Source organism: Sphaerisporangium sp. NPDC049002 (assembly GCF_040649355.1).
GTDB lineage: Bacteria > Actinomycetota > Actinomycetes > Streptosporangiales > Streptosporangiaceae > Sphaerisporangium.
In genome coordinates this window covers 26,056-51,134 of the sequence record NZ_JBEZFH010000025.1, presented here as the reverse complement: position 1 = coordinate 51,134, position 25,079 = coordinate 26,056, and the positions used below count along the sequence as shown (strand labels likewise).

General features: G+C 67.6%; 21 protein-coding genes. 9 read left to right on the top strand and 12 right to left on the bottom strand.

Annotated features, from left to right (window positions below):
• Nucleotides 1–118 precede the first annotated feature (118 nt).
• Nucleotides 119–1,624 carry a hypothetical protein gene (locus AB0B89_RS08425; protein ID WP_358549980.1) on the bottom strand — a complete coding sequence of 502 codons (1,506 nt, stop codon included), beginning with the start codon at nucleotides 1,622–1,624 and terminating at the stop codon, nucleotides 119–121.
• 268 nt (nucleotides 1,625–1,892) lie between these two features.
• Here AB0B89_RS08425 and AB0B89_RS08420 point away from each other — a divergent pair, with 268 nt between their 5' ends.
• The 4 genes from AB0B89_RS08420 (at nucleotide 1,893) to AB0B89_RS08405 (ending at nucleotide 5,744) form a co-directional block, all read left to right on the top strand.
• Complete coding sequence (locus AB0B89_RS08420; RefSeq protein WP_358549978.1) at nucleotides 1,893–2,459, top strand: SSI family serine proteinase inhibitor; 567 nt, start codon at nucleotides 1,893–1,895, stop codon at nucleotides 2,457–2,459.
• 440 nt (nucleotides 2,460–2,899) lie between these two features.
• Nucleotides 2,900–4,327, top strand: coding sequence for a DNRLRE domain-containing protein (locus AB0B89_RS08415; protein WP_358549976.1), 1,428 nt, complete (start codon nucleotides 2,900–2,902; stop codon nucleotides 4,325–4,327).
• A gap of 139 nt (nucleotides 4,328–4,466) precedes the next feature.
• Nucleotides 4,467–5,459: a hypothetical protein gene (locus AB0B89_RS08410; protein ID WP_358549974.1), complete on the top strand. Its 993-nt coding sequence runs from the start codon at nucleotides 4,467–4,469 to the stop codon at nucleotides 5,457–5,459.
• A 24-nt stretch (nucleotides 5,460–5,483) separates the two neighbouring features.
• The gene (locus tag AB0B89_RS08405) at nucleotides 5,484–5,744 is read left to right on the top strand and encodes a hypothetical protein (RefSeq protein WP_358549972.1); all 261 of its coding nucleotides are present in this window, start codon (nucleotides 5,484–5,486) and stop codon (nucleotides 5,742–5,744) included.
• 96 nt (nucleotides 5,745–5,840) lie between these two features.
• Here AB0B89_RS08405 and AB0B89_RS08400 read toward each other — a convergent pair whose 3' ends face one another.
• From AB0B89_RS08400 to AB0B89_RS08390, 3 genes are all read right to left on the bottom strand, one after another.
• Nucleotides 5,841–6,200: a DUF1622 domain-containing protein gene (locus tag AB0B89_RS08400; RefSeq protein ID WP_358549970.1), complete on the bottom strand. Its 360-nt coding sequence runs from the start codon at nucleotides 6,198–6,200 to the stop codon at nucleotides 5,841–5,843.
• A gap of 118 nt (nucleotides 6,201–6,318) precedes the next feature.
• Entirely contained in the window at nucleotides 6,319–6,717 is a 399-nt protein-coding gene (locus tag AB0B89_RS08395) for a type II toxin-antitoxin system PemK/MazF family toxin (protein ID WP_358549968.1), read from the bottom strand.
• A 664-nt stretch (nucleotides 6,718–7,381) separates the two neighbouring features.
• On the bottom strand, nucleotides 7,382–7,792 hold the full coding sequence (locus AB0B89_RS08390; protein ID WP_358549966.1) for a DUF2000 domain-containing protein: 411 nt from the start codon (nucleotides 7,790–7,792) through the stop codon (nucleotides 7,382–7,384).
• Nucleotides 7,793–7,942: 150 nt separating this feature from the next.
• On the opposite strand from AB0B89_RS08390, the gene AB0B89_RS08385 reads away from it, so the two are divergent.
• Nucleotides 7,943–8,620, top strand: a complete 678-nt coding sequence (locus AB0B89_RS08385) for a hypothetical protein (RefSeq protein ID WP_358549964.1) — start codon at nucleotides 7,943–7,945, stop codon at nucleotides 8,618–8,620.
• Between the two features lie 300 nt (nucleotides 8,621–8,920).
• Nucleotides 8,921–9,892, top strand: a complete 972-nt coding sequence (locus AB0B89_RS08380) for an AraC family transcriptional regulator (protein WP_358549962.1) — start codon at nucleotides 8,921–8,923, stop codon at nucleotides 9,890–9,892.
• 18 nt (nucleotides 9,893–9,910) lie between these two features.
• On the opposite strand, the gene AB0B89_RS08375 is transcribed toward AB0B89_RS08380, so the two are convergent.
• Both AB0B89_RS08375 and AB0B89_RS08370 read right to left on the bottom strand, forming a co-directional pair.
• Nucleotides 9,911–10,753: a L,D-transpeptidase gene (locus AB0B89_RS08375; protein ID WP_358549960.1), complete on the bottom strand. Its 843-nt coding sequence runs from the start codon at nucleotides 10,751–10,753 to the stop codon at nucleotides 9,911–9,913.
• A 384-nt stretch (nucleotides 10,754–11,137) separates the two neighbouring features.
• The gene (locus tag AB0B89_RS08370) at nucleotides 11,138–11,965 is read right to left on the bottom strand and encodes an Ig-like domain-containing protein (RefSeq protein WP_358549958.1); all 828 of its coding nucleotides are present in this window, start codon (nucleotides 11,963–11,965) and stop codon (nucleotides 11,138–11,140) included.
• A 618-nt stretch (nucleotides 11,966–12,583) separates the two neighbouring features.
• Here AB0B89_RS08370 and AB0B89_RS08365 point away from each other — a divergent pair.
• A complete protein-coding gene (locus AB0B89_RS08365) occupies nucleotides 12,584–13,555 on the top strand; it encodes a zinc-binding dehydrogenase (RefSeq protein WP_358549956.1) in 972 nt (323 codons plus the stop codon).
• Nucleotides 13,556–13,687: 132 nt separating this feature from the next.
• On the opposite strand, the gene AB0B89_RS08360 is transcribed toward AB0B89_RS08365, so the two are convergent.
• The 6 genes from AB0B89_RS08360 to AB0B89_RS08335 all read right to left on the bottom strand — a co-directional run bounded on the left by AB0B89_RS08360 (nucleotide 13,688) and on the right by AB0B89_RS08335 (nucleotide 22,909).
• A complete protein-coding gene (locus AB0B89_RS08360) occupies nucleotides 13,688–14,443 on the bottom strand; it encodes a helix-turn-helix transcriptional regulator (protein WP_358549954.1) in 756 nt (251 codons plus the stop codon).
• Nucleotides 14,440–15,234, bottom strand: coding sequence for a DUF4097 family beta strand repeat-containing protein (locus AB0B89_RS08355; RefSeq protein WP_358549951.1), 795 nt, complete (start codon nucleotides 15,232–15,234; stop codon nucleotides 14,440–14,442). The genes AB0B89_RS08360 and AB0B89_RS08355 overlap by 4 nt, the downstream gene beginning before the upstream one ends.
• A 107-nt stretch (nucleotides 15,235–15,341) precedes the next feature.
• Complete coding sequence (locus tag AB0B89_RS08350) at nucleotides 15,342–15,521, bottom strand: DUF6104 family protein (protein WP_358549949.1); 180 nt, start codon at nucleotides 15,519–15,521, stop codon at nucleotides 15,342–15,344.
• An 87-nt stretch (nucleotides 15,522–15,608) separates the two neighbouring features.
• Nucleotides 15,609–19,307, bottom strand: coding sequence for a multifunctional oxoglutarate decarboxylase/oxoglutarate dehydrogenase thiamine pyrophosphate-binding subunit/dihydrolipoyllysine-residue succinyltransferase subunit (locus AB0B89_RS08345; RefSeq protein ID WP_358549947.1), 3,699 nt, complete (start codon nucleotides 19,305–19,307; stop codon nucleotides 15,609–15,611).
• Nucleotides 19,308–19,524: 217 nt separating this feature from the next.
• Complete coding sequence (locus AB0B89_RS08340) at nucleotides 19,525–20,193, bottom strand: phenylalanine--tRNA ligase beta subunit-related protein (RefSeq protein WP_358549945.1); 669 nt, start codon at nucleotides 20,191–20,193, stop codon at nucleotides 19,525–19,527.
• Between the two features lie 88 nt (nucleotides 20,194–20,281).
• Nucleotides 20,282–22,909 carry a glycoside hydrolase family 9 protein gene (locus AB0B89_RS08335; RefSeq protein ID WP_358549943.1) on the bottom strand — a complete coding sequence of 876 codons (2,628 nt, stop codon included), beginning with the start codon at nucleotides 22,907–22,909 and terminating at the stop codon, nucleotides 20,282–20,284.
• A gap of 259 nt (nucleotides 22,910–23,168) precedes the next feature.
• On the opposite strand from AB0B89_RS08335, the gene AB0B89_RS08330 reads away from it, so the two are divergent.
• A complete protein-coding gene (locus tag AB0B89_RS08330) occupies nucleotides 23,169–23,747 on the top strand; it encodes a helix-turn-helix domain-containing protein (RefSeq protein WP_358549941.1) in 579 nt (192 codons plus the stop codon).
• Complete coding sequence (locus AB0B89_RS08325; protein ID WP_358549939.1) at nucleotides 23,744–25,069, top strand: MFS transporter; 1,326 nt, start codon at nucleotides 23,744–23,746, stop codon at nucleotides 25,067–25,069. The genes AB0B89_RS08330 and AB0B89_RS08325 overlap by 4 nt, the downstream gene beginning before the upstream one ends.
• Nucleotides 25,070–25,079 lie beyond the last annotated feature (10 nt).

Here is a 25,079-nt window from a genome sequence, read left to right as displayed (position 1 = left end):
CCTGGCTGTACGCCGTGGTGACGGTGCGGATCAGGTCTTCCTCGGTGACCATCTTGTTGATCACCTTGCGCATGCGCTCGGACCCGCCCTCGGGCCCCCTACCCTGCCGCGGCATTCGTCAGCTGGTCGTAAGCTTCCCGGTCCACAGGTTGGCGGCGTACTTGTAGATGCCGTAGGTGTCGCTGTTGAAGTACGGCGTGGTGATGTGGTCGTAGCGGCCGTTGCCGTCGGTGTCCAGGGTCAGGCTGACGACACCGTTGAGGTAACCGGTACGCGTGCTGCTCTTGTACACGATCAGGAACGGGCCGCCGGTGGCGCCCGGGGTGAAGGCGCACTTGATGGCGAGCTGCTCCTCGGCCTTGTACTTGGCGACGGCGGGAGCGGCGGCTGTCTGGCCGTAGCACCACTTCATCGTCTCGCCGGTGTAGGCCTTGTTGCCGTCGAGGTGCGCGGCGGTCGGGTAGCCGAAGCTGAACTGCTTCGCCTTCGTGCTCCGGTTCCAGGTGAAGCCCTGGCCACCGACGTTGTCGCCGAGACGGCCGGCGTCCACGAACGTCTTGATGTGGAAGACCGTCTTGTAGTACTTGACCGTGGTGGTCTTCTTCACCCAGTACTTCACGTAGTAGTGGGTGATGGTGTAGGCCGAGTCGACGATCTTCTTGTAGCCGGGGCCGGTGTACTTGTTGTACGTGACCTCGTCCACGATCTCCGTGGCGGTCTTGCCCGGCGCCTTGGCGTAGTTCACCTTGGCGTCGGCCGCGGGAGCCTTGTCGTACTCGTCCTTGGTGACCTCCTTGACGACGCGCTGGCCGCCGGCGGTGCCCCACGGGAGGACGGTCTCAGAACCAGTGGACTTCGACCAGGCGTCGGCGGTCTCGCCGCCCTTCTCGTCGACCTTCTTCTGGTACTCGTCCTTGGTGATCTCTTCGTCCTTGGCCCACTTGGGACCCTTGTACGCGTCGTACTCGTTCTTGGCGACGATCTTCTCGCCGGTCTGCTTGACGCCGTTGTACACGTTGACGAAGGCATAGTCGTAGTCGTAGTCCTCGTAGACCGTGAAGTCGTCGTGGAGGTTGACCTTCGCGCCGACGTAGATGCCCCACGGCGCCTTGCCCTGGTAGTAACCGGGGATGAAGACGAAGTTGTCGACGTAGGTGTTCTTGTCGGTGTCGTACACGCAGTGGCCCGCCGTGGCGACGAGGTTGCGGTACTTCGACTGCACCGAGGTGCCGGAGCACCAGTACGGCTTGCCGTCGACCTGGAAGAACACCTTGCCCACATTCGTGGGGAGGTTGACGTTCTTCGACATGCCGGCGGTCTTGCCTCCGGCGCCGGTCGGCGCGATCGAGCCGGCCTTGCCGTCGGCGGAGGCCTTGCTCGTGCTCTTCTTCAACTTGCCGGAGAGCGAGGAGTCCTCGAGGTAGCTCTTCGCCGCCTTGAGCTTGGTGGGCGTCCAGGACCCCGCGATGGCCTTCGCGTCGGTCCCGTTGGCCAGCGAGCCCGACTTGAGGGGAGTCGGTTTGGCCTGCGCGCTGGCGGCGGTGGTGAGGGTCGCGCCGATCATGCTGGTGGCGACGATCGCACCACCGACAGGGAGGATGAGGCGCTTTGCTCGGGTGTTCATTGAGCTCCTTCTTTGTCATGGGATGCCCGGGAAGGTCCCACGCGTACGTAAAGAGACAGCACAGACCGTACTCCGGCGATCTTGGTCACTAGGTCCCAAAGCGGACAAAAATGGAGGTCCGTTACCGGCTTGTTATGAAACCGGTGGAACCGGAGAGATACCTGGTACGTCTAACTCCGCTCTTCGATCAAGGTCGGGCGCTTGATCGGCGACTGCGTACGCGGAAGGTGGGTTACCGTTCCACGCCATGCGAAATCGGGGGATTCACATGCGACGCCTCTTCACCGTCCTGACCTGCACGGCCCTGCCTCCGGGAGCGGTCCTGCCTCCGGGAGTGCGTCTGCCACTGCGGGCGGGCCTGCCCCTGCGGGCGGGCCTGGCCTTGGGGGTGGTCGTGTCGCTGGGGGTGGCCCTGTCCGTGGGAGTGACGGCCCCATCGGCGGGCGCGGGCGTCGCTTCGATCCCGAGGCCGTTCCCCGGCGGGCCGGCCGCGCACTCGGCGGCGTGGCATCCGGTCAGGGGGATAAGCCGGGCGCTCCTGCTCACGATCGCCAAGGGCGAGTCGGCCACGCCCTCGGACCGCGTCGTGCTCCTGCAGTGCGCTGCGCCCGGCGGCACGCATCCCCGCGCGACCGAGGCCTGCCGGCTGCTCGAACCGGTCAAGGGCGACCTCGGCGACCTGAAGATCTCGTCGGACACCGCCTGCGCGAAGCGCTACGAGCCGATGACGGTCTCCGCCTCCGGCATGTGGGACGGCCACCACCTCTACTTCGAACGCACCTTCGGCAACTCCTGTGAACTCCACGCCTACACCGGCGCCGTCTTCAACTTCTGAGACCGGGGCGGTGCCGAAACCGTCCCCCCTCCCCCCCCGGAGAACCGGGACGATCGTCGGCCGGAAGCCGTCACTCTGCCCGAGGCAGGAGACGGTCGGTGGTATCGCCTCTTCCATCGCCATGTGCGGGTCTATGTCATGTACTTGGCTAGGGGGTATTCGATTTGGATGTCGGCGAGTTCGCCAAGCTTGGCGGATATTTTTCCAGCCTCGGTGAAAATTTTTCGACGAGAGAATCGCCAGCGCCTTTCTCCAACGGCTTTCGGCCCCAGGCAGATCCCCGGTAAAGTAATGCACGTCACCGAGACCTCTATGCGCGGAGCCTTCTAGATAAGAGCCCTTAAGGCCGAAGGAAAGATCTAGGGCCTCTCCATAGGATGTCAAAGCAGCCAGATGGCTCATGGGCCTGGATAGACACCACCCTTGTGGAGCATGACGGTGTGCTCAGACCGAAGGTCGCCAAGGGCGGAGTGGAATTCTCGGCTGGTGGCCAGGACCGCCCGTTCGCGTCCCTGGAACGCGAGAAGGGACAGAGCTTCTCGCTGGACTGGCCAGAGTCGCTGCCCAAACCGGTAGTCACCGGAGATGTGGCGACGTACGGTGACGCGGCAGGACCCGGCGCGGATCTCGTGGTCAGAGCCCTGCCCACCGGGTTCCGGCACGACGTGGTGTTGCGCTCAAAGCCGAGCGGCCCGACGGAGTTCCGCCTCCCGGTGCAGACCGACGGACTGAAGTTCAGCGCGAGTACCAACGGCCGCCTGCGCTTGTCAGACAGTTCAGGCAAGACCATTGCCCAGGCACCCGCGCCGCTCATGTTGGACAGCAGCCCCCAAACTGCCAGCAAGGATGGCAAGACCCCCACGCAACACCGGCTGGGGAAGATCAGTACGCGGGTGATCACCGAAGCCGGCAAGCAGATACTGGTCCTCGAGCCGGATGCCAAGTTCCTCGCAGACCCGGCGACCAAGTATCCGGTCACGGTCGACCCGACCACCACACTCACCCTGCTGAGCGACACCTACGTGCACTCCAAGCCGACCTATTCGTGGGGAGGCTACGACGAACCCAACGCGACCCTCCTGAAAGTCGGTGGGGAGTCCACCGTACGGACAAGTGGCGACAAAGCCATCGAGTACTACAGAGCTCTGCTCAAGTTCGACACCGCCCCGATCGCCGGGCGAGCCATCGGAGACGCGCGGCTGGACCTCTGGGCGACAGAGACGCTCGGATGCAACTTCTGGCTGAACGGCCTGAAAGTGTCTCGACTCACCTCAGCCTGGCAGCCGGGAGCAGTCGACTGGACTCACATGCCAGGGGTGGACGAAACCGGATCGCAGCTCCAGCTTTGCCCCTCCAACTGGAGCGACCCGAAGCCCTTCACCTGGTCGGTCACCACCATCGCCTCGTCGTGGGCGGGAGGGGCACCGAACCACGGGCTGCAGATCCGAGGCGTCAACGAGTCGATGACGTGGGGCCAAAACGGCACCGCGCTCTTCCACTCCGCCGAAACCACCGGCACAGGTGCGAAGCCGCCCAAACTCACCGTCACCTACATGTTGCCGCCCGAGATCCCCACAGTCACCGCCGAGTCGATCGACTCCATGGACGGCATGACGCGGTCGCCCGCAGCACGAACGTCAAGGTCGGCTTCAAGTCCAGCGTGGCCGAAGGGACGAAGCTTGACTACACGGTTTCGGTCAACGACTCCACCATGGCAGCCCCGCCGGCGGTGCCGACCGGCGAGGCGGCGTACTGGAAGCTCGATGAGGCGACCGGAACAATCGCGGCCGACTCCTCTGGACATAATCTGCCCGCCACCATCTACGGTCCCGCGACCCACCAAGTCGGGCAACTCGGTAACGGCCTGACCTTAGTGAACGACGCGTACGAAAACGCGAATGACGCTTACGCTGCGACAGCGAAACCCGTGCTCAACACCAACGCCAGCTTCTGGCCTGGGCATTTCACTGCCCAGGTCACCACTGCTCATTGGCAACGGAGAAGACAATGCCCCAAATCGTGCGTGTCGTTGCACTTATCGCGATGTTCGGTACGTTTCTTGCGGGTTGCAGCGAAACTACAGCAGCGCCGCGGCAGGCGAACCAATCGCACCGCAACTATCATTATGCTGATATTGAGCGGTACGGATATGTGGCAGCAAATGCGTTCAGGGTGACTAATCCCGATTACTCCGTATCCCTTGGGGATTACCCGGCCGTACGCTCTGCAGATGAGATGGCGGTCCAGGTAGACCTCGAACCAATTTGGCGATTACACTCTGGGGAGGATCAGCGGGTGAAATTAGCGATCCGGCAGGACGGCAAGTCTGGGCGGATTTACTTCTCAAGCCCTAGCGACCGGAAGTCAATTGACATGTCTAGAGCCCTCTATGGCTCCGAGTCCAAGCCGCAAGGTGCCGCAGTCTTGACTCAAGCTCTCTCCCGCATCGGTATGCCAGGGAACGATGCCCCGTCAAAGAAGAATGTAGAAGACGTGCTGAAGAGTGCTGGGCGAACCAGATCGGTGACTGCGGTCGTGGAATTGAAGAGACCAATGAAAGCCGATGAGATCCGACGGGGAGGTTACCTGCATTTTGCCAACGCGCTTTTCTCTCCTGCTAAGGGAAAGGTGCCCATATATTGGGACTCCAAAAGCCCCATGTTCTGTCATAATTGCGATAGCGACAGTTTCTCCATCACCAGAACATTCCGTTCCTGGGTCGCCTCGCTTCGCCCCGAGGACGACTTCCTGTTGCAGCAGTTCGGGCTAAGCCTGGACAGGGTCTCAAAGGTGGCAAGAGCAGGGAATATCTACGGGTACGTCGAAGTGGATGCAAATCCAATTCTGCTGGGTCGGCTTCTGAGTAAGAGCCATGTCAAAACCATGTACATAGTGAACATCAAAGAGAACTGCGAAGACTACGGCATAGGTCCATGTGAACCGTCCCTGTGGCCACGGAGCACTCAACTCAATGGGATTCCTTACGCAAAGCTGGACTAGCTGGATGGCGGTCCGGTGTATCTCGTGGGGCACCTCGCCGAAGTCCGATGGTTCATTCGCAAGCTTCTGGGTGAGCGTTACGGGCATGCGACTCGAGCCCAGCTGCTGTTCAGCGAACTCGTCGGCAACAGCATCCGCCACACCTCCAGTGGGAAGGACGGCTCGGTCGGTGTCGTCGTACTGGACGTCGGCGGAACCCTGCGGGTCGAGTTGATCGACGGCGGTGGTAGCGCGACGCCGTGCATCTCTTCCAAAGACGAGTTCGGCGAATCACCTTGCCGGTGACCGTGAAGGTCGTCTTGACCTCGATCGCCACGACTCGGAAGCCGGAGAAGACGAGGTAGCTCGCCGATAGCGGCATGATGACTGGAGATGTGAGGGTCATGATCGGGGCAACTCACGCCTAAGGCGCCAGGGCCAGTGGCCTTCCAGTTCTACCTCTAGGGAGAAGCTGAGGAAGGTTCGCACCAGGACGATGGCGGCGAGGACGCCGACGCTCTGGAAGGTGGGGGAGATGGCCACTGTGCGGATGATGTCTCCGGCGACGAGGAATTCCAGGCCCAGCAGGATCGCCCGGCCGAGGGTCTGGCGGTAGCGCCGGTAGGCGTCGTGAGGCGGTCGGCGGTGTAGTAGTTCGTGGCCGAAGACACCGCTCGCCAGCAGTGCCCCGACGACGATGATCCCCACGCCGACGAGGTCGACGGCCTTCCCCGCCGCTTCGACGACAGACACGAACTCCACGAACGTCTCCCCGCATCCGGCCGTCTGATGGCGAGGTGGGGACGCGTCGCAGCGCGGTCTCCTGCTCTCAGTCTGGAGAAGAGACCTTCCAGGGCGAGCGCCTGCGAAACTTCTCGGCTTACAAAGGACAGCGGATTTGCGCGCGGTGATCGACGTCAGAGGGCGAATGGGTGCGAAGGGCGCTGTCCAGTTTGTCCAGGGTCGTGGGGTGGAGAGCCCCGATCCGGGTGCCGAGCCGGTCGACGGCGGCTGCTCGGAGCTGTTCGGCCTGCGCCTTCGAGTCGACGCCGAGCCCGCATTCGCCGGCAGGTAGCAGAACCTGGAAGGAAAATACGCGATCGACATTAGAGGTGATGGGGACGACCGTCACCACGCCCCGGCCGCTGCGTGTTACGGCACGGTTGGCCGCGTCATTGCTCACGGTGACGCCCAGGCGGGTCTTGTTGGCTTCTGAGCCTTTCACCATGACCAAGTTGACCCAGTAGACGTCACCGCGTCGCATCGGGAATGCCGTCACCGGCTATGGAGTCCCATAGCTCGGCATCCTCGCCCGCGTCCCGTCTCTGCCCAACTGTTTGAACGTCCCCCGGGTCCCCAGCAACTCCTTGGCCAAGGTCGTCTCGCCAACCTGGCGAGGGCCACCCACGATGACGACACGGTAAGCGCCGACGGCGCGTTCGATTCGAGCCTTCAACCGCCGCCGAATCTGATCCGACATATCTTCTGACCTCGCCAGCCAGAAATCCGCGGACATCCTGCTCTGCAGTTTGCCAGAGACCTGGTAGTCATTTCGCGGGATCTCCAGTAGTGACTATGCCGAATGGTGTCGTGGTCGGCAGGGCGGAGCCGATCGTCGCTGGGGGCCGTCGTGCTGTACTCCGACGATGTCTTCATGGCCGTCGAGACCGTCAGCCCTGGGAACAAGAAGCGCGATTATGTGGTGAAGCCCGTCATACGCGGAGGCCGGCCGGGGTGCCGGTCTTCATGCGTGTCGAGCTGCACGGGGATGGCGCGATGCCTCTGGTCGAGGTGTTCGGCGAGCGTGACGGGACGTGCGAGCCGGTGGCCGAGGCTCGGCCGGGCCTGTCGCCGGCCGAGCCGTTCAGGGTGGAGTTCGATCCCGGAGAGCTGGTTGGGCTTCGGGTACTCGGTAGTCGGCTCGGGAGGCTGGGGCTCGTTGATCAGGGGTGCAGGGGTAGGCCCTTGAGGGTTTTGTCCATGGCGTTGCGGCGGCCGTAGATGGCCAGGCCGACGAGGTTCAGGGCGTCGGCGGGGACGGCCTGGACGGCGGCGCGGTTGTCCTCGTCGTGGCCGGTCTTGAACATCTCCTCGATGTAGACCGCTGTGGCGAGCCCTCGGCTGAGGGCGCGGGTGTGGACGCTGGTGAGTCCCTCGGCGTCGGCGGAGTAGATGAGCACCGGCTGGCGGAACATCGCGAGGTAGGCGTTGCCGGAGCCGTCCGTGTACGGCTCGCCTATGACGTCATCGGCCCCGCCGGCCACGGCACTCGCCAAAAACGCGGTCACGTTGAGCTTCTGCCAGACGGCCAGATCCTCCCGGACCACGATGCCGATCTTCGTGTCGAAACGCATATCCGCAGCCTCGCGGTGCACGAGGTGACCTGTCTTGTACGGCGGTGCGCCGCATGCTCCCTGGAACGCGGAGCGTCGGTCCTTGATCTGGGTGTACGGGGGCGGCAGGCTGGCCGTCGCTCAAACGTCCTAGGTAATCGGGGGATTCACATGCGACGTCTTCTCACTGGTCTCGGCTGCCTGGCCCTGGCCCTCGGTACGGCTGCCGCCGTCGGATCGTCGACCGCGAACGCAAGTTCGATCAATGAGCCGCCGCCTGCGGGTTCGAGCCTGGAGCCTCAGGAGGGGAACACCACGGGAGCGAGCTCTCAGCAGGAGGCGATCGGCACGGACCCGGCGCAGCCGGCGGCCGTGCCCGCGGCTGAGGCTCAGCCCGCAGCGGTGCCGGGGGCGAAAGCTCAGCCGGCCATTGTGCTGGCACCGGAGCTCAAGCCCGCGGAGGAGGCCAAGCCTGCGGAGGAGGCCAAGCCTGCGGAGGAGGCCAAGCCTGCGGAGGAGGCCAAGCCTGCGGAGGAGGCCAAGCCTGCGGAGGAGGCTAAGCCGGCGATCGTGCCTGCGGTGGAGGCCCAGCCGGCGGCCGTGCCTGCGGCGGAGACCAAGCCTGCGGAGGAGACCAAGCCGGCGAACGTGCCTGCGGTGGAGGCCCAGCCGGCGGCCGTGCCCGCGGCGGAGCCCGCGGAGGAGCCCGCGGCGGAGGGCAAGCCTGCGGCGGAGGTTAAGGCTGCCGCCGTGCCCGCGGAGGAGGCCAAGCCTGCGGCGGATGAGGTCAAGGCTGCGGCGGTACCCGGGGAGCAGGTGACCGCGACGGGGGCGACCCCGGCGAGCTGAACGCCTTGCCGAGGACGGTCTGCCCGCAGGTCTCCGAGCCGGTGTCGCCGGTCGTCGGCGAAATGTGGGACGCAGCCGGGGTAAGTGGGGCACACTTTCGGCAACCTGTGCCTTCTCCGCGTCGGCGCGGGACCTGTCTACTCCTTCTGAGCACGCCGGTCATCGGCCGGAGTGAAGGGGCGGCATCCGGGAAGGGGCCCGATCAGGAGATCGGGCCCCTTCGGCATGTGAGGGCTCCTTGGGTCGTGGGCGTGCTTCGGGTGGAGGGGTCGGGTCGGTCGAGGGGGTGAGAATGGGGGGATGGGAGGGGACTGGTCGCGGTACTGGCGTTCGCCTGACCGGCCGCTGGAGGCGATGCACGCGCACTTCGAGCGGCACGTCTACCACCGGCACAGCCACGAGACGTACTCCTTCGGGTTCACCGAGGAGGGGGCGCAGAGCTTCACCTGCCGGGGTTCGGCCCATACGAGTGCGGCGGGCATGGTCATGGTCTTCAATCCCGACGATCCCCATGACGGGCACGCGACCGACAAGCTGGGCTTCACGTACCGCATGGTGCACATCGGGCCTGACCTGGTGGCGAACGTGTTGAGCGAGGCGGCCGAGCGCGTGGTCGGGTTGCCCCTGTTCACCGAACCCGTGGTGCCCGACGCCGAGCTGGCCAGATCTCTCCGCGGGCTCCACGAGGCACTGCTGGGAGTCGCGACACCCCTGCGCCGCGACGAACTGCTCGACACCGTGGTGGTGGCCATGGCCAGGCGGGCGGGCGCATGGGTGCCGGATCTCGATGGGGCAGGTGGAAGGGCAGGTGTGCGCGGCGCGGGTATGAGCGGCCGGCCGAGCCTGGGCCCGAGTGCTGGTCCGGGCCTTGGGGCGAGTGACGGTCCGAGTGTCGGTTCGAGTGCCGGGGTGAGTGTCGATCCGCGTATGGGGGTGCGTACCGGGGCGGGGGGCGGGACGGCGCGGGTTGTGCGGGAGTTGTTGCATGACGGCGACGACGGGGGGATTTCCGCGAGTGACCTGGCCGCGGCCGCCGGGCGTAGCCGGTTCGCGGTGTACCGGTCGTTCCAGGCGGCGTACGGCATGGCGCCCAGCGACTACCAGCGGCAGCTCAGGTTGCGTACGGCCCGGCGGCTGCTCGTCCAGGGGCACTCGCTCGCGGAGATCGCCGCGATGACCGGGTTCACCGATCAGAGTCACCTCACCCGCTGGTTCGCCCGCTGCTTCGGGGTGACGCCGGGCGCCTACCGCCGGGCCGTCGCGACCCGGTGACCGCCGTGACGGCACGGACTACTGGGTGATGATGATCAAGGTGCCGAGGGGGATGTGGGAGACCGCGTCCAGGCCGTCCTTCGGAAGGCGGACGCAGCCGTGCGAGACGGCCTGGCCGAAGGCGCTCTTGTCGGGCCAGCCGTGCAGGCCGACCGTGCCGGGGCCGCCGTCGTAGGTCTGCAGCTTCTCCGAGTGCATGCCCAACGGAAGGATCACCGGGCTGTAGGTGACCTCGGGCGGGGAGAGCGAGGCGAGCAGGAAGGTACGGCCGAGCGGCGTGGGCGTCTCCTTGGTGCCGATCGCCACGGGCCACGACCCGGTCTCCTGTCCTCCCTTCAGCAGGGTCAGCCGCCGCGCGGTCAGGTTGATGCGCACCTGGTAGGGGCTGTATGTCTGCTTGATCTGGCCGTCGCCGGTGTGGATCCAGCCTGTGGAACCGTTGGGCCTGCTCGGGAGGAGCACGCGCATCCATTCCGGCCGCGACTCGATCACCGGTAGCCAGGTGGGGTTGTCCAGCTGGGACGCCGGAACCACCGCGATCGGCGGGCCACCCGGCTCGGCGTACACGACCTTGGAAGCCTTCGGGTGCACGATCAGCCCGTCGCTGGCGGCGAAGGGCTGCGGGTCGGGTTCCGCCTTGGCGACCTTCGTCCACGTCGTCGAGAGCGGGAGGGCGGCCAGTTGCTTGCGGCTCACCTTGACCGGGACCGCGGGTTTGGCCGGTGGAGCCGGTGGCTTCGCCAGCTCGTGGTCGACCTTCCTGTTGGTGAAGATCACGAGCATGACGAGGCCCGCGAGCGCCGCGGTGACCACCGCGACGATCGTGACGGTGGTGCGCGTGGATCGATGGCGAACGTACATGAGGCCCCCGGAAATACAGGCAATCGCTTATCGCGGTTCGAGGGATGACGGTGAGCTTCGGCCAAGCTGAGCGTCGGCCAAGGGGAGGAAGAGGATGCCGCCCGGCGGTTCGCTGGTGAGGGTCACAAGAGCGGTCCCGGATCCGGCTGCTGGAGCCAGGGACGGAGCGTCCGGCCCCGGCGGGCTGTGGCCAGAGGGATGAGCCCTTGATCCGGCGGTCGGAGCCGGGGCGCAGGGGGGCCTGGTCCTGGCGGCTGGAGCCGGGGCAAGGGTGTCCCGGACCCGAGGGCTCGCGGCACTCTCGGTGGTTGTCGCGGCTGAAGATGAGCCTGAGGGCCCGCCCAAGCGGATCGGGCGGGCCCTCTTTGACGCCGGGCCGGTGGATCAACCGGTGACGGCGAAATGCTGCACGACCGGCCTGTGCACCTTGTGGTGCTTGTGCGGCTTCCGGTAGTGCTCCTTGTGCTCCGGGATCCAGCGGTGGCGCCTGGAGTCCCAGAACTCGCGGTGGCCGCCGCCCCTGTCGTAGTGGCCCTCGACGTGACGGCGGATGCCCCTGTCGATCAGGGTCGTGAAATCGTTGTCCTGCCTGTGCCAGAACCTGTGGCAGCGACGGCGGAGGTCTTCCCGCGCCTTGCTGTGCTGGTCGGTGGTGATGCCGCCTTCGTCAGCCCCCTCTTCGTCGTCGTTCCTGAAGTGGCGGCAGCGGCGCTCCAGGTTGTCGTCGCGGTGGGTGACGATCGCAGGATCGTCATCGTCGTCGTCGTCGTTCTTGGCTTCCTTCTTCTCGATTTCCTCGACCTTCTGGATCAGCACCTGCGAGGTGCTGGGGTCGAAGGAGGCGTTGCCCTGGTAGAAGGCGGTGACGTTGTGCGAGGCCACGTCGAGGCTCGACGTGGAGAAGGTCGCCTGGGCGACTCCTTCGAGCTGGGCCGTGCCGACATCCTTCGAGCCGTCACGGAACACGACGGTGCCTGTGGGAAGGATGTTGGTGCCGGTCGCCGTCACCGTTGCGGTGAAGGTGACCGAGTTTCCCTTCTTGGCCGGGTTCTGCGACGAGGTCAGTGTCACGGTGGTCGCGATGGCCCGTCGTACGGTGACGACGAACCCTGTCTTCACGGGCGCGGCGGGAAGCAGGGATGCTGCCTTGCCGAGGTTCTGCGGCGCCTGGTTCGCGCTCGCGCTACCTGGTATCGCGACGAGTGCGCCCATCGCGAGGGCGCCCGTGAGAGCTGCGGTCAGCCATGAACGACCGACATTACGTTGTAGAGACCGAGGGTGACCGACGTCTATCATAAAGCGGTCCTTTTCTTTTTGCAGTTCAAAGTAAAGGAGCACCTCGATGCTGGCGCGCCTGCATGTCCGACCCTACGCATGGTCGACCTCAATACCGTTGTCCGACATGCGGGAGATTCGCGCTAGCAGCGAGTTAATTGCAAAAAATATAAGGTAACTACTCGGCCTTTTATCGTGATAAGTCGGGCAGGCGTCCCGGGGTTGTGCAGGCCGGAAGCCCTGTGAGGGCGGGGAAAGCGCGTCGGGGCAAAAGTCCGTCTGAGAGCTTCAGTGATTCAGCTCGGGCGCTCGCATTTATTTAGGTATCGGCGTGTCGTCGGACCGCTGTGCGGTGGTTTGACCAAAATTGCGGCTTGCTCCGGTAACCGCCGTGGGCGTGGTTCATCACGCGCTACGAATTCCAATGCGACCAAGGGGCGCTATTCGTGAATTTGCACTGATACGTGCGGTTTATCCGGCGTCCGGGATGGATGTCGCGCCCTGGAGAGGGTGGGCACACCAGGGCGGTCCGGGGCACGGGGATAGGGTTCCGCCATGTTCGCCGTAACGTGCACACGTACCGACCCTGACACCCCTCTCGCCGGGCTCACGCTCGGTGAGCACGCTGAGCCCAAGGTCCCCGAGGGCTGGACCACGGTCACCGTCAGGGCCGCGGCCCTCAACCACCACGACCTCTGGACGCTCAAGGGGGTCGGCATCCGCCAGGACCGGCTGCCCATCGTCCTCGGCTGCGACGCCGCCGGGGTCGACGAGGACGGCAACGAGGTCGTCGTCCACTCGGTGATCGGCACCCCCGTCAACGGGGACGAGACCCTGGACCCCAAGCGCTCGCTGCTGTCGGAGACCTACGACGGCACGTTCGCCGAGAGGGTCGCGGTGCCGCGCCGGAACCTCGTGCCCAAGCCCGCCGCGCTCTCTTTCGAGGAGGCGGCGTGCCTGCCGACCGCATGGCTGACCGCCTACCGGATGCTGTTCGACAAGGCGGGGCTGGAGCCGGGGTCGACCGTGCTCGTCCAGGGGGCCGGCGGCGGGGTGGCCACCGCGCTCATCGCCCTCGGCCGGGCGGGCGGCTACCGCGTATGGGCGACGAGCCGATCTGAGGAGAAGCGCGCCAGGGCCCTTGAGCTCGGCGCCGACCAGGTGTTCGCACCGGGTTCCCGGCTTCCCGAGCGGGTGGACGCCGTGATGGAGACGGTCGGGCAGGCCACCTGGGACCACTCGCTCAAGTCGCTGCGTCCCGGCGGCCGGATCGTCGTCTCGGGCGCCACGAGCGGCGCGGTGCCGCCGGCCGACCTCAACCGGGTCTTCTTCCTCCAGCTCTCGGTGGTCGGCTCGACCATGGGGACGCGCGACCAGCTCGGACGGCTCGCCACGTTCCTGGAGCAGACCGGCGTACGTCCCGTCGTGGACCGGGTCGTGCCGCTGACCCGCGCCGACGAGGGTTTCGCGGCGCTCCACCAGGGCGACGTCTTCGGGAAGATCGTCTTCACGACGACCGAAAACTGACCGAGCCGGGAAACCGGCCGAACCAGGGGACTGACCGGACGGATCAGCGGACGGACGGATCAGCGGACGGTCAGGGAAGCGACCCGCCGGTGGTGAGCGGCTGCGCGGCGGGTGGGCTTCCCAGTGCGATCATCATCGGAGCGCGGAGCGGATTCGGACGGCCGCTTCGTAGAGCGCGTCGTGAGCGGTCGCCAGAGCCTCCTCGGTCACCGAGGACGCCGCCGCCGCGCCACGGACCTCCTCGACGAACTCGGCCAGCATCCGCCCCAGCTCGGCGTCATGGTCGCGCGAGCCCCGGCCCTGCCAGGTGTCGCCCCACACGCCTCGCAGCCAGTCGTGCTTCCAGCGCTGGCCCTCGTCCTTCCAGGCTTGCTTCTGGCGCTGGAACTCCTGCTTCTGCTCCTGCCATGCCTGCTTCTGGTCGCGCCAGGCCTGACGGTAGTCGTCCTTGACGGCGCGGAGGTCGTCCTTGGCCTGGCGCTGCTCCTCCTTGGAGCCCTGGCGCACGTCACGGGCCGCCTGGGTGAGCTCGTCGCGCAGGGACCGCACGGTGTCGCGTACGTCCTCCTTGACCTCGCGGGCGATGTCGCGGATCGACTGGGAGATCTCCTGTTCCAGATCGGCCAGCTCGTCCATGCGGGCCGCCAGCTCGGCCCTGCCCTTGTCGGTGATCGTGAAGACCTTCTTGCCCTCCACGACCTCGTGGGTGACCAGGCCCTCTTCCTCCAGGCGGGCCAGCCGGGGGTAGATCGTTCCGGGCGAGGGGGAGTACACGCCGAGGAAGCGGTCCTGAAGGAGCCTGATCACCTCGTAGCCGTGTCGCGGGCTCTCCTCCAGCAGCTTCAGCAAGTACAGCCGGAGCCTTCCATGGGCGAAAACCGGGCTCACTGGTCTCTCCTCAGAAGCGTGACGTCGGCCGACACGGTGGTGGCCGACAGGGAGGCCATCCCCCCGCCGATGCGGCCGGACACGGACTTGGCCCCCGGGCGGTTGGAGTTGTCGAGGCCGGAGAACGCGCTGTGCAGCCGGCCCGACGTCGAGCGCAGGTGCACGTCGGTGTCGACCGAGTGCGGCAGCCGTACGAGGATGGCGCCGGACACGCTGTGCAGGGTGACGTGGCCGGTCGGCGGGAGCTCCAGGTCGGCGGTGATGCGGCCGGAGACCGTGTTGGCGCGCAGGCGGCGCGGGGTCCCGCCCGCGACGGTCAGCTCGCCCGCCACGCTCGTGAACGCGAGATCTCCGGCGAGCCCCCTGCTCTCGACCGCGCCGGACACCGTCTCGGCCTCGATCTCGCCGCTGACGCCGTCGAGCACGATCTCACCGGAGACGCTCTTGACGTTGGTGTGCCTCTCGAACCCGGCGACCACCGCCGAGGCGGAGATCACCCCCGCCTGGACCGGGCAGTCCTTCGGGACCGTGAGCGTCAGCGTGGTCTCGCGCCGCCCCGGCCGCAGCCAGCCGAGGATGCCGTCCCAGGTCAGGTCCTTGTACGCCACGGTGAGGCGGCCGTTCTCATCGTGCTCGACCATGAGCGGGGGTGTCCCGATGTCGCTGACTTCCAGGCTGGGTGGCCCGTCGCTCGCCAGCACGGCCAGGCGGCCCGCCACGATGCGCACGCTCAACGCGCTCACTGCGCCGAACGTGAGTTGCTCGGGCTTCTCGATGGTCCATTTGGGCATGGTCTCGCCCTTCGACGGCTCTTATCGGCTAGCTTCCAGATAACACGATATATCTCGTCTTCGGAAAGTCAAGATGTATCGCGTTTTGTGGCCGACGATACCCTGGATCAGTCGTCGTCCTGGTCGTCGAGCCGGGCGAGCCAGGTGGCGAGGCGCTCCACGGGCGTCTCGAACTCGGGGTTCAGGTCGACGAACTCGCGAAGGCGCTCGGCCAGCCACGTCATGGCGACCTCCTCCTCGCCCCGCCGCTCTACGAGCTCTTCGATTCCCTTATCAGTGAAATACATCACATCTCCATGACATAGCAGGACATATGAGGAAGTCCCCCACAGAACCACCCTGTGGGGGACTTCCTTCTTACGTGAAACCGGCTGTCAGCCGAGGCTGGCGGTGGTGATCTGCTCCAACTCGGCGTCGTGGGCGGCGTGCGAGCCGACCGCGGGCGACGAGTTGGCCGGACGTGACACCCGGCGCAGGCCACGGCCTCCCAGGACCTCGGGGTCCTCGGTGAGCTTCAGGGCGAGATAGGGCCACGGGCCCATGTTGATCGGCTCGTCCTGCGCCCAGACCAGCTCGGTGTCCAGGCTGTAGCGGGAGAGCTCGGCCCGCAGCTCCTCGGCCGGGAACGGGTAGAGCCGCTCCAGCCGCACGATCGCCACGTCCGTGCGCTCCTGCTTGTCGCGGGCCGCCGCCAGGTCGTAGTAGACCCTGCCGGAGCAGAGCACCACGCGCCTGACGTTCGACGGGTCGACGGTCGAGTCGCCGATCACCGGGCGGAACGCGCCGGAGGTGAACTCGGCGGTCGCCGAGGCCGCAGCCCTGAGCCGCAGCAGCGACTTCGGCGTGAAGACGATCAGCGGCTTGTGACGGCCCGACAGCACCTGCCAGCGGAGCAGGTGGAAGTAGTTCGCCGGGGTGGTCGGCTGCGCCACCGTCATGTTGTCCAGCGCGCACATCTGGAGGAACCGCTCGATGCGGGCGGAGGAGTGGTCGGGACCCTGGCCCTCGTAGCCGTGCGGCAGCAGCAGGACCACTGAAGAGCGCTGGCCCCACTTCTGCTCGCCCGCCGAGATGAACTCGTCGATGATCGACTGGGCGCCGTTGGCGAAGTCGCCGAACTGCGCCTCCCAGGCGACCAGGGCGTCCGGCCGTACGACGCTGTAGCCGTACTCGAAGCCCATCGCCGCGAACTCCGACAGCAGGGAGTCGTAGACGTAGAACTTCGTGGTGCCCTCGTTGAACGACTTCAGCGGCGTGTGGTCCTCACCGGTGACCCGGTCGACCAGCACGGCGTGCCGCTGGCCGAAGGTGCCACGGCGGGAGTCCTGCCCGACGAGGCGGACCGGATGGCCGTCGATCAGCAGCGAGCCGAAGGCCAGGGTCTCGCCCATGGCCCAGTCGATGGCGTCCTCGGTGACCATCTGACCGCGGCGCTGCAGCAGCGGGGACAGGCGCGGGTGGACCGTGAAGCCCTCGGGGAGGTTCAGCTGGGTCTCGACGACCCGCTTCACCGTCTCCTCGGTGATGGCCGACGCCGTGTCGTCGTGCGACCACGGCACTACCTCGTCAGGGGCCGGCTTGACGACCGCACCGGGCTCCAGAGGCCTCTTGCCGGCCTCTCGGGTCTCGGTGAAGGCCCGCTCAAGCTGCTCCTGGTAGTCGCGGAGCGCCTGCTCGGCCTCGTCGACCGTGATGTCGCCACGGCCGATCAGCGCCTCGGTGTAGAGCTTCCGGATGGACCGCTTGGCGTCGATCAGGTCGTACATCAGCGGCTGGGTGAAGCTCGGGTTGTCGGTCTCGTTGTGGCCGCGGCGGCGGTAGCAGACCAGGTCGATCACCACGTCCTTGCGGAACGTCTGGCGGTACTCGTAGGCCAGCCGGCCCACCCGCACGACGGCCTCGGGGTCGTCGCCGTTGACGTGGAAGATCGGCGCCTGGATCATGCGGGCCACGTCGGTGGCGTACACGCTGGACCGCGACGAGGCCGGCGAGGTGGTGAAGCCGACCTGGTTGTTGACCACGACGTGCACCGTGCCACCGGTGCGGTAGCCGCGAAGCTGCGAGAGGTGCAGCGTCTCGGCCACCACGCCCTGGCCCGCGAAGGCCGCGTCGCCGTGCACGAGCACGGGAAGGACGGTGAAGCCCTCCTCGCCGCGCTCCAAGAGGTCCTGCTTGGCCCGGACGACGCCTTCGGTGACCGGGTCGACGGCCTCCAGGTGCGAGGGGTTGGCCACGACCGACGTCGCGATCTTGTTGCCGCCGGGGGCGGTGAAGTCGCCTGAGGCGCCGAGGTGGTACTTCACGTCACCGGAGCCGTGGGCGCTGCGCGGGTCGAGGTTGCCCTCGAACTCGCCGAACACCTGGGCGTACGACTTGCCGACGATGTTGGCGAGGACGTTGAGGCGGCCGCGGTGGGCCATGCCGATCACGACCTCGTCGAGCTGCTCGTCGGCCGCGGAGCTGATCACCGAGTCGAGCAGCGGGATCAGCGACTCGCCGCCCTCCAGCGAGAAGCGCTTCTGCCCGACGTACTTGGTCTGCAGGAACGTCTCGAACGCCTCGGAGGTGTTGAGGCGGCGCAGGATGTGGAGCTGCTCCTCCCGGCTCGGCCGGGCGTGCGGCTTCTCGACCCGCGACTGGATCCAGGCCCGCTCCTCGGGGTTCTGGATGTGCATGTACTCGATGCCGACCGTGCGGCAGTAGGAGTCGCGCAGCACGCCCAGGATGTCGCGGAGCTTCATCAGCGGCTTGCCGCCGAAGCCGCCCGTGGCGAACTCGCGCTCAAGGTCCCACAAGGTGAGGCCGTGGGACTTGATGTCGAGGTCGGGGTGCTTGCGCTGGTTGTACTCAAGCGGGTCGGTGTCGGCCATGAGGTGGCCGCGCACGCGGTAGGCGTGGACCAGCTCGATGACGCGGGCCGACTTGGCCACGTCGTCGTCGTGGGTGGCCGAGATGTCCTTGACCCAGCGGACCGGCTCGTAGGGGATCCGCAGCGCCTGGAAGATCTCGTCGTAGAAACCCTCCTCGCCCAGCAGGAGCTGGTGGATGCGGCGGAGGAAGTCACCCGACTGGGCGCCCTGGATGATGCGGTGGTCATAGGTGCTCGTGAGCGTCATGACCTTGCTCACCGCGAGCCGGTTGAGCGTCTCGGTGGAGGCGCCCTGGTACTCGGCGGGGTACTCCATCGCGCCGACGCCGATGATCGTGCCCTGCCCCTGCATGAGGCGCGGGACCGAGTGCACGGTGCCGATCGTGCCGGGGTTGGTGAGGCTGATGGTGGTGCCGGCGAAGTCGTCGACACCGAGCTTGCCGCCGCGGGCCTTGCGGACGATGTCCTCGTAGGCCGTCCAGAACTGGCGGAAGTCCATCGACTCGGCGCCCTTGATCGACGGCACGAGGAGCTGGCGGGTGCCGTCGCTCTTCTGCACGTCGATCGCGAGGCCCAGGCCGACGTGCTCGGGCTTGACCAGCGTCGGCTTGCCGTCGACCTCGGCGTAGGAGTAGTTCATGTCCGGCATCGACGCGAGCGCCTTGACGATCGCGTAGCCGATGAGGTGGGTGAACGACACCTTGCCGCCGCGACCGCGCGACAGGTGGTTGTTGATCACGATTCGGTTGTCGATGAGCAGCTTCGCCGGTACCACCCGCACGCTGGTGGCCGTGGGGACCGCCAGGCTGAGATCCATGTTGGCCGCCGTGCGCGCGGCCGCGCCACGCAGGCGGACCTCCTCGGCGCCCGAGGGGGCCGCCGCGGGCTTGGCCTTCTCGGCCTGCGGGCTCGGTGCCGGAGTCGTCGCCTTGGCGGCCTTGGGTGCGGCCTCCACCGGGGGAGCCTGCTTGGGCGTCGGTGCCGTGGTGGTCCCAGGAGCGGCGTCTGCCGTCGCGCCGTTGGACCCCCCCGGTGCCGACGTGCGGCTCGTACCGGATTCGGGGTTGTAGTCAGCGAAGAAGTTCCACCAGGCACGGTCGACAGACTCCGGGTCCTGGAGATACTTCTGGTACAGCTCGTCGACAAGCCACTCGTTCTGACCAAAGTTGGTGAGTGGGTTTGTCCGCGACGACTCAGACGACACGGCGGAAATCGCCCTCTTCCGCAGATCGGCGTTGTTGATTAGAGAACCTGTCCAAGGCTACTCGCCCAAATAAGTGGCGTGTGCGGTCTCGGCCCGGCTCACCGCCCGATCATCCCAGGACCGTTCAAACTGGTCACGCCCGGGTAGCCCGTCCGGGGGGTGAGGCCATGCTTACCTGCGCTCTCCCGCACGGCCGGCCCACCAGTCGAGCCCCTCCCTACGCGGCCGGGCCCACCAGGCGCGCCTCGACGCGGACCTCGGGGCTGATCTCCCTGAGCAGCCCGGCCAGCTCCTCCCCGGCCGCCGAGAGCTCCTCCAGCGACATCGGCGCGAGCCGTTCGAGCAGGAAGAGCGCGTCCACGGTGCTCTCGGTGATGCGGGTGCGTACGCACTGGCGCCAGTTCCACCGGCGGCAGGTGATCCCCCGGTCGTCCCTCCAGACCACCTCGCCGATCTCCGGGTGGTCGATGACCGCCTCGCCCTTCTCGATCGCGTCGAACGGCTCGTCGCCGGCCGCGCGTACGAGCCTCGCCGTGCCCTCGTAGTGAGCGAGGTCCTCGCCGCCGATGGGCAGCGCGTGGCGGATGCTGACCGCGTTGTACGCGTCCACGACGAGGTTGATCTCGGGGGGCGGCACCCGGCGCACCAGGGCGTCCACCGACGGGCGGGTGCGCTGCGGCTTGGCGCCGAAGGCGCGGTAGGCGTCCTGCCAGGCGACGATCTTGTCGTCGTCTGGCCGTACGGCCTCCGCCGCCGCCTCGGCCAGCCAGCCCCGGGAGTGGTCGTCGGATGGCCCGTTGCGCAGGCCGTACGCGCCGATGACCAGCACCCTGAAGTCCGGCCGCAGGTCGGTGACCGCCTCGTCGATCCAGATGCCTTCGATCATGCGGCATACCCTAACCGGGGCCGGGGGCCTCAGGGCACCACAAAGGGCCGGCCCCCCGGGGCGGCCGGCCCTTGTGCCCTTCAGCGGATCAGGCGCAGGCGGCGCCGTTGAGGGTGAAAAGCTCCGGAGCCGGGTTGGCGCCGGGGGCGCTCTTGCCGTTGAAGCCGAACGTCACCGACTGCCCCGGCTTGATCTTGGCGTTCCAGTCGAGGTTCTTCGCGGTCACCGTCGCGCCGCTCTGGGTGAAGTCGGCGCTCCAGAAGCCGTCGGTCTTCTGGCCGCCGAGGAAGGCCCACTTCAGCGTCCAGCCGTCGATCGTGGCCGTGCCGGTGTTCTTGACCGTGACCTGGGTGGTGAACCCGGAGGGCCACTCCCCGTGCGTCGTGTAGGTCACCTGGCACTTCCCGGGGGCCTTCACCGTTCCGTCGCCCTGGCCGGCGACGAACGCCGAGATCCACGACAGCGGCGAGTTCCAGTTGATCGTCAGCTCGTTGGTCGCCCAGGAGTTGATGTCGTCGATGTAGCAGAACTGCGGCTTGCAGTCCTTGAGCTTCTCGGCGGCGAGCGGGTCCTGGATGCCGGAGTTGGGGCCGCCCGCGAGGGTGCCCTTGGGCGGGTTCGGCAGGGTGGCGTCGAGCTGGTGGGAGTACCACCGGCTGTGCTGGTTGTGCGAGGCCACCTCGCCGTAGCCGGTGACGTACGACTGGTTCAGGGCGTTGCGGCCGAAGATGTAGTCGATGCCCTGGAGCACCCCGTCCCGGTACTTCTGGGTGCCGGTGATGTCGTACGCCGAGGCCATCACGATCATGGTGTTCAGGATCTGGCTGTTGGAGCCCCAGTCGTAGCTCGTCGCGTCGTACGGCAGGCCGTACGGGTGCGCGGCGAGCGCGGCGACGTACTTGTCGGCCCCCTGGACCACGGACTGGCGCACCTGGTCGCGGCCGGGCAGGCCGTTGGGCACGGTGGCGAGGTCGAGACGGCCGAGCGGGGCGACGTTGCCCCAGTCGAAGCCCTTCGGGCCCCAGACGTCGGCGGTGTGCTTCGGCGAGGCCAGCACGTAGTCCTTGAACTCCTTCTCGCCCGTGGTGATGTAGAGCTCGGCGGCGGCCCAGTAGAACTCGTCGCTGACGTCGGCGTCGTCGTAGGTCCCGCCGCCGGTGCCGTCCGAGGGGGAGGCGAGCTTGGCGGGGTTCGCCTTGGCGGCCGTCCAGGCCTTGCGGGCGGCGGTCAGGTTCCTGGCCGCGAACGCCGCGTCGTACGGGGCGTACAGGCGGGCGGCCTGGGCGGCGGTGGCGGCGAGGTTGAGCGTCGCGGCCGTGGACACCGGGTGCAGCTCGCGCTTCTGGGCGTCCAGGTGGGGGAGCAGCGGCAGGCCGGTCCAGTTCTGGTCGTGGATCTTGTGGTGTGCCATGCCCGCGAACGGCTTGCCGTCGGGGACCTGCATCTTGAGCAGGAACTCCTGCTCCCAGCGGGCCTCGTCGAGGATGTCGGGGACGCCGTTGCCGCTCTCGGGGACGGCCAGCGTGCCGTCCGTCTGCGGCCTGGCCGTCGCGGCGTTCTTGGTGCGCTCGAACTCGCCCATGAGCTGGGCGACCGAGATGCCGCCGTTCACGACGTACTTCCCGTGGTCGCCCGCGTCGTACCAGCCGCCGGAGACGTCCAGGGAGTAGTCACAGACCCCCGGCTGACAGGGCACGTTGGTGTCACCCTGGTTCGGGGCGACTCCGGCGTGCCCGGCGGGCCTGGCGTATCCGGGCCGCGGGCCGTCGAGGATCTCGATGCCGCTGCGCTGCGGGTAGTAGAACTTCAGCGCGTCCGTGCCGAGCTGCTCGTAGGCGGCCCCGCCGATGTCGAACGGCCGGCTGGTCTCGCCGTCCGCCGAGAGCGTGTAGCCGGTGCCCGCCTTGGTGTACGACCCGAAGTCGATCGAGTGGACGTTCTGCCCCGAGCTGGCGTCCACGCCGCGCGGCGCGGTGCTCCCGGAGGCGACGACGTGGCCGCCGCCGTCGTTGAGGCGCCAGGGAAGGGCCGTCGTGGCGTCGGTCACCACGGTCGCGTTCTTCGGGCCCTTGCGAAGGTAGGCCACCTGGTTCACGCGGACCCTCGGGCCGGTGTCGGGCTTGTAGACCTCGCGCTCGGCCCCGCCCTTGAGGGAGACATCGTCCACGCAGAACCGCCACGGCGTGGCGCTGCCGCCGATCTGGAACGCCACCTGGGCGTTCGGGAGGTCGACCGGCGAGGTGAACGTGTAGGTGTAGGTGGCGCCGCCGGGGCCGAGCTCGGGGTTGGCGGTCAGGTACGCCGTGTACGGGTCGACGGGGAGCTGCACCAGCGCCCGGCCGACCTTCGAGGGGTCGGCGGACCCGTAGAGGCTGAACGCGTAGGTCTCGTCCTTGACCAGGGGGATGTCGTCCTGGCCGATGATGACGTCCCATGGGTTGACGGTGCCACCGGGGACGTCGGCGCACAGCCGCCCGCCGCTGGTGTCGAAGGTCAGGTTGGCGGTGTGCCACCAGGGGTCGCTGCCGCTGTCGAAGGTCCCGTTGACGATCTGCTCGGGGCCCTCCGCGAGCGCGCTCACGGCCGGGGTGGATGCGGTCGTTGTACCGGACGCGCTGGCGGCCGGGGCGGACAGAGCGGACGTAGCGGACACAGCCAGGGTGGCCGCCGCGGTGACGGCGAGCGAGGCCGCCCACCGCCGGGATGGTCTGATCACGCGATTTCCCCAGGAAGTCATGGATTGGAGCGCTGCATGGGAGCGCTCCCAGACAACGGTCCCCGCATGGTTCCAACGGGTCCGGCGGGCGTCAATGGATGATCGCGGCCCGTGCGCCCGGCCGCGCCGCCCCGGTGAGGCTTGTGCCCGTCGCCGTGCTGCGCGGGGTTTCGGGGGGCGCTCGCGCCATGAAAGTTTCACTCGCTGGTATCACAAACAACTCTTTGCAAATATGGTTTTGCAAAGTTATCTTTGACATATGAGCAAATCTCCGGACACCTACCGTGTGAGCGATCCCCAGGCGCTCAAGGCGGTGGCGCACCCGCTGCGGGTGCGGTTGCTCGGCGCCCTCCGTGTCGAAGGGCCGGCGACGGCCACCGAGCTGGCCGCGAGGTTCGGGGAGAGCTCCGGCTCCACGAGCTACCACCTGCGGCAGCTCGCCAGGTACGGCTTCGTCGAGCAGGACCCCGAGCAGCGGGACGCGCGGGAGCGCCGCTGGCGGTCCGTCCACAGCCACACGTCGTGGAGCGAGCTGGAGCTGGGCGGCAGCCCGGAGGGCCGGGAGGCGGCCGGGTTCATGCGCGACCGGCAGATCGAGGTCCTGGTCCACGACCGCGAGCGGTTCGAGAGCGAGCGGGAGTCCTGGGGGCCGGCCTGGGTCGAAGCGGCGGGCATGTCCGACGACATCGCCCGGCTCACCCCCGCGTCGGTGAAGCTCCTGTACGAGAGCTTCGCGGTCATGATCCGCGAGCTGGAGGCGCACGATTCAGGCAGTCCCGAAGTTCAACGGGTCTCGCTGCACATGGCGGCCTTCCCCACACGGGGGTACAGCGGATGAGCGCCCCCCACCACGCGGAGGGGCCGTCCGAGGGCGCCGGCACCGCTTCCCGTACGGCGGCCATCGCGGGAGCCTCCCACGTCCTCCCGCCGCGCACGGCGATGCGGAGCTATGCCCTCATCAGCTTCCTGACGTGGTTCCCCGCGGGCCTGACGATGGCATCGATGATCTTGCTCATGACCTCCCGGGGGCTGGACCTCGCGCAGGTGGGGATGGTGCTGTCCGTCCAGGCGGTCGTCATCGTGGCCCTTGAGCTCCCCACCGGCGGCCTCGCCGACGTCCTCGGGCGGCGGGTGCTGCTCGCCGTCTCCGCCCTCTTCAGCGTCGCCGGGCTGGCGTTGCTGGCCGTGGCCACCTCGGTCTGGCTGTTCGCGGTCGCCTCCGTGCTCAAGGGGATCGCCCGCGCGCTGTCCAGCGGGCCCGCCCAGGCCTGGTACGTCGACATGCTGCACGCCGCGCGGGGGCCGGAGGCCGATCTCAAGCCCGGCCTGGCCAGGGGAGAGGCCATGGGGTCGGTGTCGCTCTGCGTGGCCACGCTCACCGGCGGCTTCATGCCGCTCGTGCTGCCCGGGGGCCTCGTCACGCCGATGATCGCCGCGGCGGTCGCGGCGGCCGTGCTCTTCGTCGTCGTCCTCGTCGCCATGCCCGAGCCGCCCCATCCGCGGCCCACGATCGGGTTCGTCCTGCGTGACGTGGCCGTCACCATCGGGTCCGGGCTCCGGCTGGGGCTTCGCGACCGGGCGCTCGGCCGGCTGCTGCTGGTGTCCTTCGCGATCGGGGCGGGGCTCTACTCGATCGAGGTGCTGACCCCGGGCAGGCTCGCCTCGCTGACCGGAGGGGCGGAGTCCGCAAGCTCGGTGTACGCCCTCGTCGCCTCCGCCGGGTTCGCCGCCAGCGGCTTCGGGTCCTGGGCGGCCCCGTGGGCGGCGCGGGTGCTCAAGGGATCGGTCCCGGCGGCCGTGGCGGGCACGGTGGCCGGAGCCGGAGCGCTCGGGACCCTGGCGGCCACGACCGTGCTGACCGGAGTCTGGGGTGTCGCCGCGGCGGGCGCCGCCTACGTGGTGATGTTCGCGGCCATGGGGGTCGCCGGGCTGCTGCGCGTGGAGATGATGCACCGCAGGGTCGGCTCCTCGCAGCGGGCCACGCTGATGTCCGTCGACTCGCTGCAGTTGCAGTTCGGAGGGATGGTCTCCGCGCTGGGCCTCGGGCTGCTGGCCTCCCGGGCGGGTACGGCCGCCGCCTGGTGGGCCGCCGCCGCCGTCGTGCTCGTGTCCGCCCTGCTTTACGTACGGCTGCCGTCCGCTGGGACACCCCCCGAGTAGAACAACATTC